Below are 18,750 nucleotides of genomic sequence, written 5' to 3' on the forward strand. Positions count from 1 at the left end.
TCCCGACCGGCCACGAATACCGGTACATGCGTACCAGTTTAGCGGAATGGGACAACTGTGACCGATAACCCGGTTTACGGCTGATTTAGGCGCTGGGGAGTTCGGGGACCCGGCACGAGCCGCGTCCCGGCGCGACACGGGGGCCGTCGGATCCGGTCAGGTGACGGGGCGGGCAGGCGAATGCCCCGGCCGGGCCCCGCGGCCGGGCGGGACGCGGCGTCCGTCCGGGAGCGGGTCACGGGTGGGACCGGGGTGTTTGCGGGGGTGTGGGGTGATCTACGCTGTCGACGGTGACGATTCTTCATCTGGCGCTGGCCGACGACTGGACGGCCGCGGTCGGCGCGGGCGAGTACCGCGTGTCCACGCTGGGACGCACCCTGGCCCAGGAGGGGTTCATCCACGCCTGCGCCGACCTCGAGCAGTTGCGCGGGGTGGCCGGACGGTACTACGGCGGGGTGACCGAGCCGCTGGTGGTGCTGGCCATCGACGAGGAGCGGGTGGGATGCCCGGTGGTGCGGGAGGTCCCCGACGGGGCCGAGGATGCGTTCCCCCACATCTACGGCCCGCTGCCGGTGAGCGCCGTCGTCGAGGTCACGCCGTTCTCCCGCTGACCCCGGATCTCCCCTGACCCCCGACTTCTGACCCGTGACCGCTGACGTCCCTGCCGGGGCCCGCCGGTTCGCCGCCGGGCGCCGCCCACCGCGGTTCCAGGTGGCGGCCGGGCCGTACCCTCACCGCCGGGCGGGCGGTTTCACTCGCACAGGGTGCGCTGCAGGCGGCGCGCGGCGAACAGCAGGCCGGCGACGATCATGGCCAGCAGATAGGCGGTGTGGACGAGCAGCCCCCAGCCGGCCTGGCCGATGGCGATGCCCCGGACCAGCTCGACCGCGTGGTAGAGCGGGGTGGCCTGGACGAGCACCTGCATCGCCGCCGGGTAGTCGGTGACGGGGGAGAACGTGCCGGAGAACAGGAACAGGGCGAACTGGCCGGTGGCCATCAGGTCGAAGTCCTGCCAGCCGCGCAGGATCGTGCTGATCGCCATGCCGAGCGCCCCGAAGGCCAGCCCCACCAGCATGGTGGCCGGGAACGCGGCCAGCGCCCACAGCGGCGCGGTCAGGCCGAGGGACACCATGACGACCAGGAAAAGCCCGGTGTACAGGGAGCCGCGGACCATGGCCCAGCCCAGTTCCCCGGCGGCGATCTCGAAGGGCCGCACCGGGGTGGCCAGGACCGCCTCGAACGTCTTCTGGTACTTCATCTTGAAGAAGAAGTTGTAGGTCGTCTCCGACAGCGCGCCCGACATCGCCGAGACCGCCAGCATGGCGGGGGCGACGAAGGTGGCGTAGGGCAGCGAGCGGCCGCCGACCTGCAGGTCGCCGACCAGCGCGCCGACGCCGACGCCGATGGACAGCAGGTACAGCACCGGCTCGAAGAACCCCGACAGCAGGACCAGCCAGTAGGCCGGGCCCGAGCGCAGCGCCCCTACGTTGCGGCCGAACACCGCGCCGACCCGGGCCGGGGAGACCCGGGCGACGATCATCGTGGTCACCATGTGTCAGTCCTGAAGTCGTCTGCCGAAGGCGTGGAAGGCCCACAGGATGCCGCCGGCCGCGAAGACCAGCAGGTAGGCCAGATGCGCCGCCACCGGCCACGGGGGAGCGGCGCCCAGGGTGGCGGCGCGGTCCAGCTCGACGCCGTGCCACAGCGGGGACAGGTACGCCAGCGGCCGCACCACGGCGGGCAGCTGGCCGACGGGGAAGAACACCCCGGAGAACAGCGTGGCGGGGATCATCACGAACCGGAACAGCAGCGCGAAGTAGCTGTCGTGGTCGATGCCGGCGGCGAAGGCCATGGTGGGGGCGGCGGTGGCCAGCGCCACCAGCGCGCACACCAGCGGGGTGACCAGCGCCCACGGCGAGTGCAGCGTCCCGAACAGGGCCGAGACGCCGAGGAACACCACCGCGGCGATCTCGACGCGGATCAGGATGTACAGCAGGTAGCCGCAGACCATGTCGCCGGCCTCGACGGGGGTGGCGCGCATGGCATGGAAGCCGCGCGTCCATTTGAAGTCGCCGAGGATGGGATAGGTGCACTCGCCGACGGCCATCTGGAAGGCGGTGGAGGCCATCACGCCCGGGACGATCCAGGCGAGGTAGCTCACCCCGCCGATGTCGCCGACGTGACCGCCGACCCCCAGGCCGATGCTGAGCAGGAACAGCACCGGCAGCACGAAGGAGGAGAACACCGAGGCGCGCCACAACCGCCGGTACAGGGTGAGGCCGCGCTCGAGGACCGCCAGCGTGGAACGCGCGCTGACCCGCGTCGCCAGGATCGCCATCAGTCGACCAGGGTGCGGCCGGTGAGGTGCAGGAACACGTCCTCCAGGGAGGAGCGGCGCACCAGCACGCTGGAGGGGGTCAGGCCACGCCGGTGGACCTCGGCGGTGGCGGCGTCGCCGTCGGCGGCGTACACCAGCAGCCGGTCGGGCAGCGGGTCGATGCGGGTGCCCACGCCGGTGAGCTTGCCGGCCAGGTCGGCGGGGCGTTCGTCGCCGAAGCGCAGCTCGACGACCTCGGGGGTGGAGTAGGTCTCGATGAGCGCGCGCGGCGAGCCCTCGGCGACGATGCGCCCGCCGTCCATGACCACCAGCCGGTCGCAGAGCTGCTCGGCCTCGTCCATGTAGTGGGTGGTGAGCACGAGCGTGGTGCCGCGCTTCTTGAGCTGGAACAGCCGTTCCCACAGCAGGTGGCGGGCCTGCGGGTCCAGGCCGGTGGTGGGCTCGTCCAGCAGCACCAGGTCGGGGTCGTTGACCATGGCGCGGGCGATGGTCAGGCGGCGTTTCATGCCGCCCGACAAGGGATCGACCTTGCTGCCGGCCCGATCGGCGAGCTGGACGAACTCCAGCAGCTCGTCGGCGCGGCGGCGGGCCTCGGCCCGGGGCACGCCGAAGTAACGGGCGTAGGTGACCAGGTTCTCGCGCACGTTGAGGTCGACGTCGAGGTTGTCCAGCTGCGGGCAGACCCCGAGCCGGGCGCGGATGCGAGTGCCGTCGCGGACGGGGTCCATGCCGAGGATGCGCAGCTCGCCGGCCGTGGGCATGGACACGCAGCCGATCATGCGCATGGTGGACGACTTCCCGGCGCCGTTGGGGCCGAGGAAGCCGAACGCCTCGCCGGGGGCCACCCGCAGGTCGATGCCGTCCACGGCGGTGAAGTCACCGAAGCGTTTGACCAGGCCATGCGCGTAGATCAGAGGTTGGTCGGACACGGAGCAGAACCCTAGCCAACCCCTCCGACATTTTCCCACCGGGTTTTCGCGGTCGCCGTGCCCGCTGGGGGATCTCAGGGGGCGGCGAGAGGGCCGCCCGGGGGGCACGGCAACCGCCGCCGGGCGTGTTCCGACGACGCTCGTCCCGGCGCCTGTTCGGCTACTCGACGACGAGTTCGACCGGGATGTTGCCGCGCGTGGCGTTGGAGTAGGGGCACACCTGGTGGGTGGCCTCGACCAGTTTGCGCCCGGTCTCGCCCTGCAGCTCGTCGGGCAGTTCGACGCGCAGGGCGACGGCCAGGCCGAAGCCGCCGTCCTCTCCGGAGACCAGCGAGACCTCGGCGGTGACCGAGGCCTGGGAGACGTCGAGCCTCTCGCGGCGGGCGACCAGGCTGAGGGCGCTGGCGAAGCAGGCGGCGTATCCGGCGGCGAACAACTGCTCGGGGTTGGTGCCCTCCCCGGTGCCACCCAGGGACGTCGGCGGGGCGAGGGTGAGGTCCAGGCGGCCGTCGGAGGAGACCGCGCGGCCCTCGCGGCCCGAGGCTGTGGCGATCGCGGTGTACAGCGTGCTCATGGCGCTGCCCTTTCTGCCAGATATGCCGGTTATGTCGGAAGGTGCGCGGGCGGGTGAGACGTCCGGCGCGGCACCGTACCGCGTCGGCGGGCGTCCCGGGCCCGTACATAGATTGTGCACAATTCAATTGCGCGCGGTCAAGTTGTACAATCGTCCCATGCAGGACCCGACGCGATCCGACCCGCTGCGCCTGGACGACCAGGTCTGCTTCGCCCTCCACGCCGCCTGCCGCGCCCTGGACGGCGTCTACCGCCGCGAGCTGCGCGAACTCGGCCTCACCTACCCCCAGTACCTGGTGATGCTCGCCCTGTGGGACCGGCCGCCGGACACCCCGGACGGGGCGGACGCGGCGCGGGGGCCGGGCCAGGGGCTGAGCGTCAAGCAGCTCGGCGCGGCGCTGCGCCTGGACTCCGGCACGCTGTCGCCCCTGCTCAAGCGGCTGGAGGCCGCCGGGCTGATCCGCCGCGCGCGCGACCCGCGTGACGAGCGGTCGGTGCGCGTGCTGCCGACCGCCGAGGGGACGGCGCTGCGCGGGCGCGCCGCGGGCGTGCCGGGGCGGATCGCGGCCGCCACAGGGCTGCCGGGGCCGGAGCTGATCTCCCTGCGCCAGGCCCTGCGCCGCCTGACCGCCACGCTGGACACCCTGGACTCCCCGGAGGATCAGCCCGGCGCCCCGCCTGGTGCCTCGTCCGGCGATGCGGCGGGCGACCGGCAGCCCGTCCCGCCGCGTACCGCCACGGCTCGATGACCGGGCGGGGCGCGCGAACGGGAGGCCGGGCAAGATCGGGACCAAGGTCTCTGGCATAACCGCCCCCCACGGGGAACGCTCGTAGGCATGAGTGAGCTCGAGCGCATCGACGCCTACTGGCGCGCCGCCAACTACCTGTCGGTCGGCCAGATCTACCTGCTGGACAACCCGTTGCTGCGCGAACCGCTGCGGCCCGAGCACATCAAGCCGCGGCTGCTCGGGCACTGGGGGACCACTCCGGGGCTGAACTTCTGTTTCGCCCATCTGGACCGGATCATCCGGGAACGCGACCAGGACATGATCTACATCTGCGGCCCCGGCCACGGCGGCCCGGCCACGGTCGCCAACGCCTGGCTGGAGGGCACCTACTCGGAGGTCTACCCCTCGGTGTCCCAGGACCAGGACGGGATGCGCCGGCTGTTCCGCCAGTTCTCCTTCCCTGGCGGCATTCCCAGCCACGCCGCCCCCGAGACGCCCGGGTCGATCAACGAGGGCGGCGAGCTCGGCTACTCCCTGGCCCACGCCTACGGCGCCGCGTTCGACAACCCCGGCCTGGTCGTGGCGTGCGTCGTGGGCGACGGCGAGGCCGAGACGGGCCCGCTCGCCACCAGCTGGCACTCCAACAAGTTCCTCAACCCGCAGCGGGACGGGGCGGTGCTGCCCATCCTGCACCTCAACGGCTACAAGATCGCCAACCCGACGGTGCTGGCCCGCATCCCCGAGCCGCAACTGATCTCCCTCATGGAGGGGTACGGCTACCGTCCCCACGTGGTCTCCGGCGAGGACCCCGGCCACACCCACCGGCTGATGATGGCGGCGCTGGACGTGGTGTTCGACCAGATCGACGAGGTCAGATCCGGCGCCGAGGACCGCTGGCCCATGATCATCCTGCGTACTCCCAAGGGGTGGACGGGGCCCAGGGAGGTCGACGGGCTGCCGGTGGAGGGCACCTGGCGCTCCCACCAGGTCCCGCTCAGCGCGGTACGCGACAACCCCGAGCACCTGGCGCAGCTGGAGGAGTGGATGCGCTCCTACCGGCCCGGCGAGCTGTTCGACGACCAGGGCGGCCCGGTGCCCGAGGTGCGCGCGTGCGCGCCGCGGGGCACGCGCCGGATGAGCGCCAACCCGCACGCCAACGGCGGCGAGCTGCTCAAGCCGCTGGCGATGCCCGACTTCCGCGACTACGCCGCCGAGGTCAAGGCCCCGGCCGCATCCACCAGCGAACCCACCCGCCTGCTGGGCGCGTTCCTGCGCGACATCACCGCCGCCAACCCCCGCGACTTCCGCCTGATGGGGCCGGACGAGGTGGCCTCCAACCGGCTGTCGGCGGTGTTCGAGGTCACCGGCCGCGCCTGGCAGGCCGAGCGGCTGCCCACCGACGAGGGGCTGTCGCCGGACGGCCGGGTGATGGAGGTGCTGAGCGAGCACCTGTGCCAGGGCTGGCTGGAGGGCTACCTGCTGACCGGCCGTCACGGCCTGTTCACCTCCTACGAGGCGTTCATCCACATCGTGGATGCGATGTTCAACCAGCACGCCAAGTGGCTGGAGTCCTCCCGGAAGATCCCCTGGCGGCGGCCGGTGGCGTCGCTGAACTACCTGCTGTCCTCGCACGTGTGGCGCCAGGACCACAACGGGTTCAGCCACCAGGACCCGGGCTTTCTGGACGTGGTGGTCAACAAGAAGGCCACGGTGGTGCGGGTGTACCTGCCGCCGGACGCCAACTGCCTGCTGTCGGTGGCCGACCACTGCCTGCGCTCACGCGACTACGTCAACGTGGTGATCGCGGGCAAGCAGCCGGTGCTGGACCTGATGCCGATGCCCGAGGCCGTCGTCCACTGCGCCCGGGGGGTGGGCATCCTGCCGTGGGCCTCCACCGACGAGGGCGCCGAGCCGGACGTGGTGCTGGCCTGCGCCGGGGACGTGCCCACCCTGGAGGTGCTGGCCGCCGCCGACCTGCTGCGCCGCCACCTGCCCGAGCTGAAGGTCCGCGTGGTCAACGTCGTCGACCTGATGCGCCTGCAACCGCCGTCGGAGCACCCGCACGGCATGCCCGACGCCGAGTACGACGCGCTGTTCACCACCCACAAACCGGTGATCTTCAACTTCCACGGCTACCCGTGGCTGATCCACCGCCTCACCTACCGGCGCACCGGCCACGACAACCTGCACGTGCGCGGCTACAAGGAGGAGGGGACGACCACCACCCCGTTCGACATGGCCATGCTCAACGACATCGACCGCTACCACCTGGTGATGGACGTGATCGACCGCGTCCCGGGTCTTGGGGAGCGGTGCGCGCACCTGCGCCAGCGGATGGCCGACGACCGGTTGCGCGCCCGCGCGTACACCCGCGAGCACGGGGAGGACCCGCCGCACATCCGCGACTGGACCTGGCCGCACGCCGAGCCGCCCGTCAGCCCGGCGCCCGGCCGGGAGGGGTAGGGGCGAGCGGGGCCGAGTACGGGGTCAGCCGCCGCTGCCGTAGGGGCGGGTGATGACCTCCAGGGCGTGGCCGTCGGGGTCGTCGAAGTACACCCCGCGGCCACCGTCGTTGTGGTTGATCCGCCCGGGGCCCTGGTGCAGCGGCCCGGCCCAGTAGTCCAGGCCTGCCTCGCGCAGCCGGGCGAAGACGGCGTCGAACTCCTGCTCGCTCACCAGGAACGCGTAGTGCTGGGGGGTGATCGAGCCGGCGGGGGAGTCGGCGAAGTCCAGTGTCACGCCGTTGGAGGTCTCCACCGGCAGGAACGGGCCGAAGGGGTCGCCGACCTGCAGGCCGAGGATGCCGGCCAGGAACGCGGCCGAGGCCCGCTTGTCGGTGGCGTGGACGATGGTGTGGTTGAGCTGGACGGACACGACCGGATGCCTCCCTTGCGGACGATCCTCGCGGACGTCCCTTGCGGACAACGGACCGGTGACGCGCGGTACCGGGCGCCGGGGGCGTGCCGGCGCCGCGCGACCGTCCGGGCCCGCGACGCCCCCTGCCATTTCGACTATAGGCCGCCTGCGGGCCGCCTACCGGAGGCCGATTCGTCGCAGCGGCGAATCGGCTGTTCTGGCTGCGCTACGTGGGAGGGTCCGCTTCACCCCGGGCCCTGAAGGCCGCGACACCGCGGATGAGTCCGGTGGGTCAGGCGCGGCGGGCCACCAGCGCGATCAACGGCTCCACCAGCCGCGCCGCCAGCGGCCCGAACGCCGCCAGGATCAGCACGTACCCCGCCGCCAGCGGCCCGAGATCCGGGTGCGCCCCCGCAGCCACGGCCAGCCCCGCGATGACGATGTTGAACTCCCCGCGCGGGACCAGCGCGATGCCCGCCCGCGCCTGCCCGGCCCGCGCCACCCCCGCCCGCCGCGCGGCGTACATGCCGGTGGCCAGCTTGGTCGCCATGCTCACCACCGCCAAAAGCCCCGCCACCCCGGCCATCGGCCAGATCGCCGCCGGGTCGGTCTGCAGGCCGAAGAACACGAAGAACACCGCCGCGAACAGATCCCGCAGCGGGATCAGCAGCGCCCGCGCCTCGTGCGCCAGCTCCCCCGACAGGGCGATCCCGACGAGAAAGGCCCCGACCGCGGCCGAGACCTGAAGCTGCTGGGCGACCCCCGCGACGGCCAGCGCCAGGCCCACCACCTTCAGCAGCAGCACCTCGGAGTTGGGGGAGGCCACGAACGCCTCGATGAACCGCCCGAACCGCAGCGCCACCACCAGCACGACCCCGACCGTGGCCAGCGCGATCGCCACCGTCACCGCGCCCATGGCAAGGCTCACCCCCGCCAGGATCGCCGTCAGCACCGGCAGGTACAGCGCCATCGTCAGGTCCTCGAACACCAGCAGCGACAGCACCACCGGCGTCTCGCGGTTGCCGATCCACCCCAGATCCGACAGCACCTTGGCGGTGATGCCCGAGGAGGTCGCGTACGTCACCCCGGCCATCGCCACCGCCGCCACCGGCCCCCACCCGAGCAGCAGCGCCGCCACCGCCCCCGGGGCCGCGTTCAGCACCAGGTCCACCAGCCCGCCGCGGGCGTTGCCCCGCAGGCTGGTCATCAGTTCGTCGGCGTTGTACTCGAGACCGAGGGTGAGCAGGAGCAGCACCACGCCGAGTTCGGCGCCGACCGCGATGAAATCCTCGCTGGTGGCCAGCGGCAGGATGCCTCCCTGCCCGAACGCCAGCCCCGCCAGCAGGTACAGGGGGATGGGGGAGATGCCGACGCGCAGCGCGAGCGCGCCGAGCACGCCGAGAGCCAGAACGATTCCGCCGAGTTCGATGAAGATTATCGCCGTGTGCACGCGAGCTTATCCATGGGTCAGGATGTCGGCGACCGCGGTCGTGCTCTCGGGGCTTCCCACCACGACCACCACGTCCCCCGCATCCAGCCCGAAGTCGGGGGCGGGGCTGGCGTGCACCTGCCCGCCGCGCACCACCGCCACGATCGAGGCGCCGGTACGGGTGCGGGCGCGGGTGTCGCCCATCGGCCGCCCGGCGTAGGGCGAGCCGCCGGCGATGGGAAGCTGGACGCTGACCAGGCCCTCCACCTCGCGGTGCAGGGCGTTGAGCCGCTGGACGATGCGCGGGGCGCCCAGCAGTTCCACCAGCGCGTCGGCTTCCTCGTCGTTGAGCTGGACCGCCTCGCACGCCCGGTCGGGATCATGCTTGTCGTAGATCACCACGTCCCGGCGGCCACTGCGGTGCGACACCACCGCGATCCGGCGCCCCGACTGGGTGGTGAACTCGTGTTTTAACCCGATGCCCGGCAGCGCGGTCTGTTCGATCTCCACCGAGCCCTCGCCCCATCCTCGACGACCACGTCCGATCCGCCCACACAAGACGGGAATATGTCCATTTTTGGGGCGGTGTTTCCCTGAGGCTAGCACGACCGCCCCGCCCCCGGCGCACCTCAGAACAGGTCAGAACAGGGGACCCGTCAACGCGCCGACGCCGAAGCCGCCGTCAAGCAGCCGGCCGCCGAGGCTTTCCCGTCACCGACGAGCTGATCGCCCGCCTCCCCGCTCCAGTACGACCACATCAACTTCCTCGGCCGCTACGCCTTCACCCGCCCCCGGCTCCGGGACCGCGGCAGCCGCGCGACCCGCACAGCGACGACAAGACGGACGATGGCGAGGACGGACAGCCGCAGGCCCGTACAGTCGAAAGCGGTACGGTCCGGAGCCACCTATGACTCCGGACGCCTCTCGCTGGTGTCTCGTGCCGGCGGCGGCGAACGTTGAGCCGGCCCCCATCGGGATTCGGCGAGCTGGGAGGTTCCGGGCCAGATCGCTTGGCTCGTGTCGAAGCGGAGAGGAATCTCATGCGCCCATTGCCTGATCCCGTGGTCGAGCTGGTACACGCGCTCGCTGCGTCTCCTGGCGTGGTCGGGATTGTGCTGGGCGGTTCTCGCGCCCGCGGGCGAGAACGCGAGGGATCGGACATCGATCTCGGGCTCTATTACAGCGCCGACGACTTCGACTGGGACGCCCTGGTGGAGGTTATGCGTCGGCACGACGATGCGGGCGCGCCGAGCGGACTCGCCTCGCCCGGCGAGTGGGGGCCGTGGATGAACGGGGGTGCCTGGCTCTGCGTCGGCGGGCTCGCCGTTGACGTATTGCTTCGGGACGCGGGGTTCGCCGAACAGACGGCGTGCGAGGCACGTGAGGGGCGTTTCTCCAGCAACTACCTCCCGGGGCACCCGCACGGGTGGCAGAGCTTCATGCTGGTGAGTGAGATCGCTCACAACGTGCCGCTCGCCGGCGACGAGGAGCGGCTGGGGAAGCTTCGCGCCCTGGCCGAGCCGTACCCCGAGCCGCTCAGGGCGGCGATCCTGGACCGATTCCTCTACGAGGCCCACTTCAGTGCTCTGCTGCTCGGCAAGCTGGCCGGTCGGAACGACCTTGCCCAGGAGATCGGGCTTGCCCACCGAGGCGTGCTGTGTCTCGTGCACGCGCTCTTCGCGCTCAACCGTGTCTACCTGGTCAACGAGAAGGGAAGCCTCGAGGTCGCCGCAGGATTCCCCGACCTCCCAGACGGTGGTGCGGAACGGATCACTGCAGTGCTCACGGCAGCGACCCCGGAACGCAGAGCCGAACTGCTGGCAGATCTCGCGCGGGAGACCGAAGCGCTGGTGAGAGAGCGGATGCCGTCCTGGTCGCCGAGCTGGAACCTCTCGTCGTTCCCCACGGCCTGACCGGATCACCCAGTGTCCGCTGGAGGGTGTGGGGGGCCGGACGTCCCGCTGGAACCGCTCCCTTGCTACCGCTGATTTCCGTAAACGGCGGCGCCGTCAGTGACACGCGACGCTCTCGCGGTCGCGGTGACAGCCGATCTGCCGGGTGCGGCCGGTCATGCCGTCGGCGCCGTCGGAGATATCGGCGGCGGTGACCGGCACCCTATCGGGCGCGCCGGTCACCGGGGGCGGGCAGGGACGGTGCCGGACCGCCGCGGGCGGCGGAGGACGCGGCCAGGTAGTCCTCCACCAGCTCCGGCACCCCGCGCCCGAGGTCGAGGACGATCCCGCGCTCGTCGGGGCCGAGCGGCTCCAGGGCCGCGAACTGCGAGGACACCAGCGAGGCCGGCATGAAATGCCCCGTACGCCCTGCCACCCGCCGCCGGACCTCCTCGACGTCGCCGTCCAGGTGGACGAAGACCACCCGCGGCGACGCCGCGCGCAGCACGTCCCGGTAGGACCGCTTGAGCGCCGAGCAGCTCGCCACCCCGCCCGCACCGTCGTGCGCGGCCAGCCAGCCGCCGATGGCGCGCAGCCACGGCAGCCGGTCGGCGTCGGTCAGCGCGATCCCCTTGGACATCTTGGCGATGTTCGCGGGGGTGTGGAAGTCGTCGGCGTCGGCGAACGCGACCCCGAGCCGCCGGCTCAGCGCCTGGCCCACCGTCGTCTTACCCGACCCGGACACCCCCATGACCACCAGCAGCGGCGCCGAGGTTCCCGCGCCGGCACCCGGGGGAGCGGGGCAACCCGAAGGCACGGCACCGGCGGGCACAAAGGGGTCGACGGAGGTCATCGGCGCTCCAATCCGGACGATGCGACCACAGCGTGTCACGAACCATCATCTCCATCCGCACCGGCCGCGGCTCCACCAGCGCACCCCACCCCGGACACCGCTCCTCCACCTCCCGCCACGCCTCCGCCGGCACGACCCTCCGGACGCACCACCACCTCACCCGTCACCTTCGCCCCCGCGATCCGGTCCACCCGAAACGTCCGCCGCCCCGGATCGGTGACTACCAGCACGAACTCGGCATCATCGACTCCGGCGGCAACCCCCGGCGTGATGCACGACCAGCACTACCTGGACGGCCTCGCCGCACACGGCGACCCCTGACGTCCTCACCCGACCGCCCCCGGCCGGTGAACACCAAGGACGCGGGGAGGGGCGCCGGTGAAAACGCTCAGCGCGGCGCGCGCCGGACGTGCACATGCCCCTCACGCGGAAACGGGGACCTGGCCGGAACGACCTCCTCCAGGACGTACCCGCACTTCTGCGCCACACGGCACGACGCCACGTTGTCCACCAGATGCAACAGACGCAGACACTCCAGCCCCCCAGCCGCGAACCTCCCGAACACCCACCCCGTCAACGCCTCCACGGCCCGCCCCGCGACCCCCCGGCCCCGCGCGGCGCGCGCCGTCCAGTACCCCACCTCCGCCGACGACGCCCCCGCGACCAGGCCCTTCACCGCCACATTGGCCACCAGACGCCGCACCTCGCCGCCCGCGTCCGGCTCGGTCACCGCGAAACTCAACCGGCCGCCGTCCTGCCAGCCCCGCCACTGCTTGTCCAGCCACCGCCGGGCGTCGGCCTCGTCCTCCACATGGAACCTGGTCCAGCGGCGCATCACCGGATCCCGGTAAGCCTCCACCAGCTCCGCGACGTCCCCCGCCGCCCACGCCCGCAACAACAGCGGCCCGCCGTCCCCCTGCGCGGGAACGCGCAGGACCAACGTCATGTCACTCACATCACCGGACGACGACACCCACGTCACCCACCGATCAAACAACACCGCACGTCCCGGCCGGCTCCCCGAGCCGCCCGCACGAAACCGCCCGCCGACCGGGACGCGACCCCCGCCGCGCAGCGCGACCGTCCCGCTGCCACCCCGCCAGACCCGCGTCCCGCCCCGCACCTCCGCGACGGCGGACACCGCGCCGTCCGCGACGATCCCGTCCAGCTCCGCCCGCAACTCCGCGCCGCTCGCCGTGGCCGCGCTCGCGGGAACGGCCACAGGCCCCGCCGACGCCACGCACAGACAGGCCACGGCCGCCACACGTCCCATCTTCACGTCTTCCTCCGAACCCGGAAACCACCCTCGTGGCCTCCCCGGAGAAAACGATCAACGATACGGCCGTGCCGGAGCATCAGAGGCATCACCCACACCGCCCCCGATCCACCAGCCCCGACTCAGAACAGAGGAGGAGGCCAACCGGCCGCCCAACTCACAGCAAGCGGAGGACCCTGAAGGGCTGTCACGGCGCCGCCGGGCGACGGCGACGGGCGACGAAGGCGAGCGCACCCCCAGCAGCAAGCGCCACCAGCCCGGTCAGGGCGAGCACTGTCGTCATCGAGGAGTCGAGCGCGGCGGGGCGTCCTTGGCCGCGCTTGGCCGGGAAGGTGAAGCTGCCCGACACGGTGTGCGTGGTGCGTCCGCTTTGCACGGTGAGCTGGAATTTCCATGGCCCATCGGGAAGCTGGTCACCCAGTGGGACGGTTATCGTGCCCGCCTGGCCGGGGGCCAGGGTCGTGCCGGGAGCGACCCGGTAGGGGCCCGCCCATACTCCGCCGGGGCCGTCGGACAGCGTGAGCGTTCCGACCAGGTCGATGGCCCGCTCGCCCATGTTACGCACGGCGGCTGCGACCGACGGCCGGCCGTCGTCCAGCCGCTGGGGCACCACCTCGCCGATCCGGAACCGCGACGGCGGTTCACCTTCGGGGCCGACGTCGAGATAGGTGCGGACCCCCACCCTGTTGACCAGTGCGATGTTGCGCTTCGCGGTCGGCTTGCCGGTGGAGACCTGGGCCCAGATGACGGCGTACCGCTCGCCCTTGATCGTCGGCTCCGGGACGCTGACGGTCGCCGTCACCTCGCCGCTGCCGTGCGGCGGCACATCGATGGCGGGACGATTGAGCGTGATCCACGAGGTCAGCTCGTTTGGGGTGCGGCCGGGCGCGAAGGTGAATCTGCCGTGCTTGATGTCAGCCGCGGCCGCATACAGCTGCACATGCTGCCGCTGCGGGGAGCTGTTGGTGACCTGCAGGCGCCGGCTGAAGGTCGTCCCCGGGTTGACGTGGTCGACGATGAAGGCACGCGCACGTGGGTCGTCCATCCGGCTTGCCGGCGCCTCAAGCAACCGGATCCCGATGGCGCCCCTGGCATCTGGGCGCCGTGGATCGGCGGCCGCGCCCGCGGCTACGCCGAGCACCCCGGACACGGGGAGGGCGAGCAGCGTGGCCAGCAGGCACGGCCGCAGGAGGGGGTGGTCAGGCGACAGAGTGATCCACCGTCCCGGTGTAGACACCGGCGACCGCACCGGCGGGGACGTTCACCACGATGGTCGGGTTCCAGGTGGCGGAGTTGACGCCGGACCCGGATGTCTTACTGAAGGCGGTGCGTGAGGTGTCGAGTGACTGCGCGGCGGCGGCGTTGGCCTGGCCGGGCACGAAGGTGCCGCTGCCGGTGGTGGCGGTGGCGGCACCCGACCAGTACAGGACATCGCTGTTGGGGATGGTCTCCGGCGCGGTGCCGCCGCCTGTGGTGAAACCGCCGGTGGCCGCGATGACCGACGCGGTCCAGGTGGCGGTGAGCGCGGCGCGCTCATCCGATACCGCGATCGAGCCGAGCTGGCCGCTGATCTGCCCTCCCGGGGCCCCGCTGCCGACGCTGACCGGCCCGTTGGGCACGCTGATCGTCAGCCCGTCGGGTGCGGTGACGGTGAAGTTCACCGTGGTGGGACATGTGGTCGACGCGGGACAGGTACCTGCCCGCGCCGGCAGCGCGGCCATCAAGACCGCCACCAGGCTCGCGACTCCCGAACAGGCTATGCCGAGACGGCGTGCGGACATGGCCGCTCCTCTTTTCATCCGATCCGGGCCCAGGCCCGGGTCTGCGTATGCGGCCTCATCCTGGCTGGCGTGATCGCCGGGGAGACGGGTTCAGGCGGGTGTCTGCCGACTCTTCATCACCACTTGTGCACTCTTGGTGGTCATCCAGTGCCGGGAGACCCCCGGTTCACGCCGGAGACCGGCCGAGCCGCCCGATCCGTTTCGCAACCGCAGCAAGGCTTTCAACCCGACTATTTTGATAGGCGATTACCTCCCCCGGAGAGCACAGGGGAACCAGGCCGGACGCCGATGATCTAGGCTGCCGATCGGTCCTCCCACCATCGGCGAACCGGTGCCCGACGCGCCTCGCCATGAGACATCTGTGAGGAATCACAATGCGCAAGGCCCGTACCGGCCTGGTCGCCGCGCGAACCCCTCTGGCGCTGCCGTACCTGGCCGGCTTGCTGCTCACCGGGGCCGCTCCGGCCGCCTCCGCCTCAGCCCCGGGCGCGCCGGCCCCCTGGACCGTCACGGTCGCCCTGCGCGCCGATCCGCTGGAGATCACCGTGCCCGGCTCGGTGAACCTCGGCAGCGGCACCGCCGGTGGCTCGATCAGCGCGTCCATGGGCACCGTGACCGTGACCGACACCCGCGGGGGAAACCCGCCCTGGACAGCGACCGTGACGGCCACGACCTTCACCACCGGCGCAGGATCACCATCACAGACGATCAGCAACAGCGACGTCGCGTACTGGTCCGGCCCGGCCACCGCCTCCTCCGGCGCCGGCGCCGGCACCCCCGGGCAGCCGACCGCCGCCCAGCAGGTCCCTCTGTCCTCGACGGTGACCGCGTTCAGCGGGCACAAGACGGGGGAGGACCCCTACTCCGTCAGCTGGGCGCCCACCCTCGTCGTCACCATCCCAGCCACCGCCGCCCCAGGCGTCTACACCGGGGTCGTCACCCACTCCGTCTCCTGAACACCGCCCCATGCTCGAACCGCAGGCGAGATGAGCGCATATCCGTCATCACTCCCTCACCCCGCCACCTCCACCCGGGACTCCGTCTCAAGCACCGCCCACACGATCGACGGGTACGCGCCGCAACGACACACGTTGCCACTCAGGCGCTCACGCACCTCCCCGGCGTCCAACTCCCGCGGCCGGCGAAACCAATTGACCGCCTGGAACACGCGGCGGCCTGCGGGCGGACTCCATCCACCAAGCTCGCGGCGTTCGACGACGCCGCCCTCCAGCAGGCACGGAGTGTGCCGGACCCCGGCATCCGGCACACCCATCCCACGGCCGCGCGTCGCGAGAACGGCCGGCCGCCCACGCGCTCAACACGGCGAGCGCAGCACCCGCTCCGGCACGACCGCGGACGCGGGCGGCGCCTGTGCACCGGAAGCGGAATCCAGGACACGGGCGAGCCAGTCCTTGCGCGCCCGGCGCGCCGCGACCGAAATCCTCACCTCTGGATACAGCGCGTCGAATCCATGGAAACCCCCCGCCCACACATGCAGCTCCGCCTGCCCGCCGGCCGCCCAGATCCTGGTGGCATAGTCGACGTCCTCATCACGGAAGACCTCGGCCGAACCCGCGTCGACATAAGTTGTCGGCAGCCCCGAAAGATCATCGGCCGCCGCCGGTGAGACGTAGACCGGCACGTCCCCGCCGGCGAGATCACCCAGCACCGACCGCCATCCGTACTCGTTCATCTCACGAGTCCAGACACCCGGCCCACCGGAGTACTGCCGGCTGGAGGTGGTGACGTTGCGATGGTCGAGCATGGGACAGATCAGCATCTGGGCGGCGACCCCCGGAGCGCCGAGGTCACGTGCCATCAGCGTCACTCCAGCGGCCAGGCCACCACCCGCGCTGGCACCCGCGACCACGATACGAGCCGGGTCGACGCCCAGTTCACCGGCATGCTCGGCGACCCAGACAAGGCCCTGGTAGCAGTCATCGACGAGAGTCGTACCGGTGACCTCCGGCGCCAGCCGGTAATCCACCGAGACGACGACGGCACCGAAAAGCTCGAGCCACTCCAGCGGGATGTCGATCTGCGAAAAGCGATCACCCATGACCATGCCGCCCCCGTGGATCCAGTAAACGCACGGCGCCGCCGCGGAACGACCCGCCCCGCCGGGACTGAAGATCGACATCGGAAGCCGCGCACCGTCCAGGGCGGGGATCACCAGCTCCCTACGGTCCACCGCGCGGCCGACGAGAAAGGCGTCGACCGGCGCCGACGCAAGCCGGCGCATCTGCTCGACCGCCTCAGGGCTGAGCTCGGACATGAGCGGCATCTCCGCGAGCAGCGCACGCAGCTCGGGATCGAATTCGGGACGTGCCGATGCCATGGTGGGTCTCTTTTCGCCGAGGTCGGCCGGGGTCTCAGAAAGCGGCCTTGCCACCGACGGGCACCTCATCGGTGTACCGGGAGTCACCGGCCAGCAGCGGCCGCAGCCTGGCGACCAATGCCTGCGCCTGCTCGGACGCGAAGAACCTGGCGTGAGCCTCCCGGCTGGTCCAGCCCTCGGTGACATGGACGGTGTCCGGGTCACCGGCCGAGCGGCCGACCAGGAAAACGACACAGTCCTCGCTCGACAGAGACGGCGCGTCGAGCAGGAACTCGACCAGTTCGTCACCCTTGCCGGGCTGCGCGGTCATGGTGGCATGGAAACCGTGGCCGACGACCATGGGCTCTCTCCTCATTCGTGGAGCGGATCACGCACTCCTGGGAAACCAACAAACCCATGAAAACACCACTACCAGCGCAAACGTTAGAACGATGCTGCTGACGTCTTGCCCGATCCTATCGTTGCAGCGAGTATCGGCTGATGCTTCAATCGGTTCATGGACCTCGACGAACTACGTTCCCTACTCGCGCGCCACGCCCGGCCCGACACGACCACCGCCATCAACGATGTCCTGATCTCGAAGGTCGAGCGGCGGGCTCCACCATCGCCCTCGATGTCCGGCACAGTGCTGGCACTCATCGCCCAAGGCGGAAAACGGATCGCACTAGGCGACCGCGTCTACGAGTACCACGCCGGGCAATACCTCATCGCCTCGGTCGACCTCCCGATCAACGGCCATTTCACCGAGGCCAGCCCCGAGCGGCCGGCCCTGGGCCTCGGCCTGACCCTGCACCCCGCCGCCGTGGCCGAGATACTGCTGCAAGCCGCCCCCGGAGACCTCCCACCCAGCACCGGCGGCGCACCCTCGGGCCTCGCCGTCAGCACCGCCTCCATCGAGCTCCTCGACGCCGTGATCAGGCTGGTACGCCTGCTCGACCGGCCACGCGACATCACAGTGCTCGCGCCCCTGATCAAACGCGAGATCCTCTGGCGGCTCATCACCGGAGAACAAGGCGCCGCCGTCCGCCAGCTCGGCCTGGCCGACAGCGGCCTCAACCACATCGCCCGCGCCGTCCAATGGATCCGCGACCACTACATGCGGTCCTTCCGCGTGGAGGACGTGGCACAGCTGTCCGGTATGAGCGTGTCCGCCTTCTACCGCAACTTCCAGGCGGTCACCGCGATGAGCCCCATCCAGTTCCAGAAACAGATCCGGCTACAGCAAGCCCGGCTCCTGCTCGCCACCGCCCCCAACGACGTCACCGGCATCAGCCGCCGCGTCGGCTACGACAGCCCCTCCCAGTTCAGCCGCGAATACCGCCGCCAATTCGGCACACCACCCAGCCAAGACGCCGCCCGCCTCCGAGGCTCGACACCCGGCACCGCAGCAACCCTGGCCTGACAGCCGAACCACGCCCGGAAGTCCGGCACGGAGGAGCGATTCGCCGCACACAGAGCACACAGAGAAGCGTCAGGAGGTCGCGCCGAAACCGCAGGCGCAGGCCAAGCAACCGGGACGTCGCATCTGGCGTGAGGCGAATCGGGGGAGTGGGCAGGATGCGCGCCCAGCAGCGACGCATCAGTGGTGTCGCACTCGTTCCTTGCGCCCGCGTATCGAGCACCCGCACAGTCAGGGGGTCCCCGTTCTTGGGGCGTCGGTAAGAAACGTGTCACCAGCCCCAAACGAGCGGGACTCCGCCCGAGCGGGCTCGCGATCGTGTCGGCCCCCAGGCCCGTAATTCATCGTGATCTTGTGA

Annotated in this window: 19 protein-coding genes; 6 read left to right on the forward strand and 13 right to left on the reverse strand. The window is 71.1% G+C overall.

The genetic code is table 11. The annotated features are described in order from the left end of the window. The first annotated feature begins 290 nt into the window (after positions 1-290). Positions 291-611 carry a DUF952 domain-containing protein gene (locus tag AB0H21_RS30210; RefSeq protein WP_358523275.1) on the forward strand — a complete coding sequence of 107 codons (321 nt, stop codon included), beginning with the start codon at positions 291-293 and terminating at the stop codon, positions 609-611. A gap of 140 nt (positions 612-751) precedes the next feature. Here AB0H21_RS30210 and AB0H21_RS30215 read toward each other — a convergent pair whose 3' ends face one another. The 4 genes from AB0H21_RS30215 to AB0H21_RS30230 form a co-directional block, all read right to left on the reverse strand. Continuing rightward, the gene (locus tag AB0H21_RS30215; RefSeq protein ID WP_358523277.1) at positions 752-1,552 is read right to left on the reverse strand and encodes an ABC transporter permease; all 801 of its coding nucleotides are present in this window, start codon (positions 1,550-1,552) and stop codon (positions 752-754) included. Positions 1,553-1,555: 3 nt separating this feature from the next. Continuing rightward, complete coding sequence (locus tag AB0H21_RS30220; RefSeq protein WP_358523279.1) at positions 1,556-2,338, reverse strand: ABC transporter permease; 783 nt, start codon at positions 2,336-2,338, stop codon at positions 1,556-1,558. Beyond that, on the reverse strand, positions 2,338-3,267 hold the full coding sequence (locus AB0H21_RS30225) for an ATP-binding cassette domain-containing protein (RefSeq protein ID WP_358523282.1): 930 nt from the start codon (positions 3,265-3,267) through the stop codon (positions 2,338-2,340). The genes AB0H21_RS30220 and AB0H21_RS30225 overlap by 1 nt, the downstream gene beginning before the upstream one ends. A gap of 160 nt (positions 3,268-3,427) precedes the next feature. Further along, complete coding sequence (locus tag AB0H21_RS30230) at positions 3,428-3,841, reverse strand: organic hydroperoxide resistance protein (RefSeq protein WP_358523284.1); 414 nt, start codon at positions 3,839-3,841, stop codon at positions 3,428-3,430. 157 nt (positions 3,842-3,998) lie between these two features. Here AB0H21_RS30230 and AB0H21_RS30235 point away from each other — a divergent pair, with 157 nt between their 5' ends. Both AB0H21_RS30235 and AB0H21_RS30240 read left to right on the forward strand, forming a co-directional pair. Beyond that, positions 3,999-4,589, forward strand: a complete 591-nt coding sequence (locus AB0H21_RS30235; RefSeq protein WP_358523286.1) for a MarR family transcriptional regulator — start codon at positions 3,999-4,001, stop codon at positions 4,587-4,589. A gap of 87 nt (positions 4,590-4,676) precedes the next feature. Continuing rightward, the gene (locus AB0H21_RS30240) at positions 4,677-7,031 is read left to right on the forward strand and encodes a phosphoketolase family protein (protein ID WP_358523289.1); all 2,355 of its coding nucleotides are present in this window, start codon (positions 4,677-4,679) and stop codon (positions 7,029-7,031) included. 24 nt (positions 7,032-7,055) lie between these two features. On the opposite strand, the gene AB0H21_RS30245 is transcribed toward AB0H21_RS30240, so the two are convergent. The 3 genes from AB0H21_RS30245 to AB0H21_RS30255 all read right to left on the reverse strand — a co-directional run bounded on the left by AB0H21_RS30245 (position 7,056) and on the right by AB0H21_RS30255 (position 9,363). Beyond that, positions 7,056-7,442: a VOC family protein gene (locus AB0H21_RS30245; protein ID WP_358523292.1), complete on the reverse strand. Its 387-nt coding sequence runs from the start codon at positions 7,440-7,442 to the stop codon at positions 7,056-7,058. 274 nt (positions 7,443-7,716) lie between these two features. Continuing rightward, complete coding sequence (locus AB0H21_RS30250) at positions 7,717-8,874, reverse strand: cation:proton antiporter (RefSeq protein WP_358523294.1); 1,158 nt, start codon at positions 8,872-8,874, stop codon at positions 7,717-7,719. A gap of 6 nt (positions 8,875-8,880) precedes the next feature. Continuing rightward, positions 8,881-9,363 carry a cation:proton antiporter regulatory subunit gene (locus AB0H21_RS30255; protein ID WP_358523297.1) on the reverse strand — a complete coding sequence of 161 codons (483 nt, stop codon included), beginning with the start codon at positions 9,361-9,363 and terminating at the stop codon, positions 8,881-8,883. 551 nt (positions 9,364-9,914) lie between these two features. Between AB0H21_RS30255 and AB0H21_RS30260 the strand changes: the two genes are divergently transcribed. Next, a complete protein-coding gene (locus tag AB0H21_RS30260) occupies positions 9,915-10,766 on the forward strand; it encodes a nucleotidyltransferase domain-containing protein (protein WP_358523299.1) in 852 nt (283 codons plus the stop codon). Between the two features lie 202 nt (positions 10,767-10,968). On the opposite strand, the gene AB0H21_RS30265 is transcribed toward AB0H21_RS30260, so the two are convergent. The 4 genes from AB0H21_RS30265 to AB0H21_RS30280 form a co-directional block, all read right to left on the reverse strand. Then, a complete protein-coding gene (locus tag AB0H21_RS30265) occupies positions 10,969-11,598 on the reverse strand; it encodes a gluconokinase (protein ID WP_358523302.1) in 630 nt (209 codons plus the stop codon). 388 nt (positions 11,599-11,986) lie between these two features. Further along, the gene (locus AB0H21_RS30270; RefSeq protein WP_358523687.1) at positions 11,987-12,871 is read right to left on the reverse strand and encodes a GNAT family N-acetyltransferase; all 885 of its coding nucleotides are present in this window, start codon (positions 12,869-12,871) and stop codon (positions 11,987-11,989) included. A gap of 190 nt (positions 12,872-13,061) precedes the next feature. Further along, positions 13,062-13,919, reverse strand: coding sequence for a hypothetical protein (locus tag AB0H21_RS30275; protein ID WP_358523304.1), 858 nt, complete (start codon positions 13,917-13,919; stop codon positions 13,062-13,064). Between the two features lie 154 nt (positions 13,920-14,073). Then, positions 14,074-14,655 carry a hypothetical protein gene (locus AB0H21_RS30280; protein ID WP_358523307.1) on the reverse strand — a complete coding sequence of 194 codons (582 nt, stop codon included), beginning with the start codon at positions 14,653-14,655 and terminating at the stop codon, positions 14,074-14,076. A 374-nt stretch (positions 14,656-15,029) separates the two neighbouring features. Here AB0H21_RS30280 and AB0H21_RS30285 point away from each other — a divergent pair, with 374 nt between their 5' ends. Then, positions 15,030-15,611, forward strand: coding sequence for a hypothetical protein (locus AB0H21_RS30285; protein WP_358523310.1), 582 nt, complete (start codon positions 15,030-15,032; stop codon positions 15,609-15,611). 359 nt (positions 15,612-15,970) lie between these two features. Here AB0H21_RS30285 and AB0H21_RS30290 read toward each other — a convergent pair whose 3' ends face one another. Both AB0H21_RS30290 and AB0H21_RS30295 read right to left on the reverse strand, forming a co-directional pair. Next, on the reverse strand, positions 15,971-17,047 hold the full coding sequence (locus AB0H21_RS30290; RefSeq protein WP_358523312.1) for an alpha/beta hydrolase: 1,077 nt from the start codon (positions 17,045-17,047) through the stop codon (positions 15,971-15,973). Further along, complete coding sequence (locus AB0H21_RS30295; protein WP_358523315.1) at positions 17,028-17,333, reverse strand: antibiotic biosynthesis monooxygenase; 306 nt, start codon at positions 17,331-17,333, stop codon at positions 17,028-17,030. Before AB0H21_RS30295 ends, AB0H21_RS30290 begins: the two co-directional genes overlap by 20 nt. Positions 17,334-17,489: 156 nt before the next feature. Here AB0H21_RS30295 and AB0H21_RS30300 point away from each other — a divergent pair, with 156 nt between their 5' ends. After that, positions 17,490-18,395: an AraC family transcriptional regulator gene (locus AB0H21_RS30300; RefSeq protein WP_358523317.1), complete on the forward strand. Its 906-nt coding sequence runs from the start codon at positions 17,490-17,492 to the stop codon at positions 18,393-18,395. The last annotated feature ends 355 nt before the right edge of the window (positions 18,396-18,750 follow it).

The sequence above is a fragment of the Sphaerisporangium sp. NPDC051011 genome (assembly GCF_040653595.1).
GTDB lineage: Bacteria > Actinomycetota > Actinomycetes > Streptosporangiales > Streptosporangiaceae > Sphaerisporangium.

Bases quoted from the DNA above. Each gene is read 5' to 3' on its own strand.
- AB0H21_RS30220 (WP_358523279.1), bottom strand. From the start codon at position 2,338: ATGGCGATCCTGGCGACGCGGGTCAGCGCGCGTTCCACGCTGGCGGTC.
- AB0H21_RS30240 (WP_358523289.1), top strand. From the start codon at position 4,677: ATGAGTGAGCTCGAGCGCATCGACGCCTACTGGCGCGCCGCCAACTAC.
- AB0H21_RS30230 (WP_358523284.1), bottom strand. From the start codon at position 3,841: ATGAGCACGCTGTACACCGCGATCGCCACAGCCTCGGGCCGCGAGGGC.
- AB0H21_RS30280 (WP_358523307.1), bottom strand. From the start codon at position 14,655: ATGTCCGCACGCCGTCTCGGCATAGCCTGTTCGGGAGTCGCGAGCCTG.
- AB0H21_RS30270 (WP_358523687.1), bottom strand. From the start codon at position 12,871: ATGGGACGTGTGGCGGCCGTGGCCTGTCTGTGCGTGGCGTCGGCGGGG.
- AB0H21_RS30215 (WP_358523277.1), bottom strand. From the start codon at position 1,552: ATGGTGACCACGATGATCGTCGCCCGGGTCTCCCCGGCCCGGGTCGGC.
- AB0H21_RS30275 (WP_358523304.1), bottom strand. From the start codon at position 13,919: ATGGACGACCCACGTGCGCGTGCCTTCATCGTCGACCACGTCAACCCG.
- AB0H21_RS30295 (WP_358523315.1), bottom strand. From the start codon at position 17,333: ATGGTCGTCGGCCACGGTTTCCATGCCACCATGACCGCGCAGCCCGGC.
- AB0H21_RS30300 (WP_358523317.1), top strand. From the start codon at position 17,490: ATGGACCTCGACGAACTACGTTCCCTACTCGCGCGCCACGCCCGGCCC.
- AB0H21_RS30285 (WP_358523310.1), top strand. From the start codon at position 15,030: ATGCGCAAGGCCCGTACCGGCCTGGTCGCCGCGCGAACCCCTCTGGCG.
- AB0H21_RS30265 (WP_358523302.1), bottom strand. From the start codon at position 11,598: ATGACCTCCGTCGACCCCTTTGTGCCCGCCGGTGCCGTGCCTTCGGGT.
- AB0H21_RS30235 (WP_358523286.1), top strand. From the start codon at position 3,999: ATGCAGGACCCGACGCGATCCGACCCGCTGCGCCTGGACGACCAGGTC.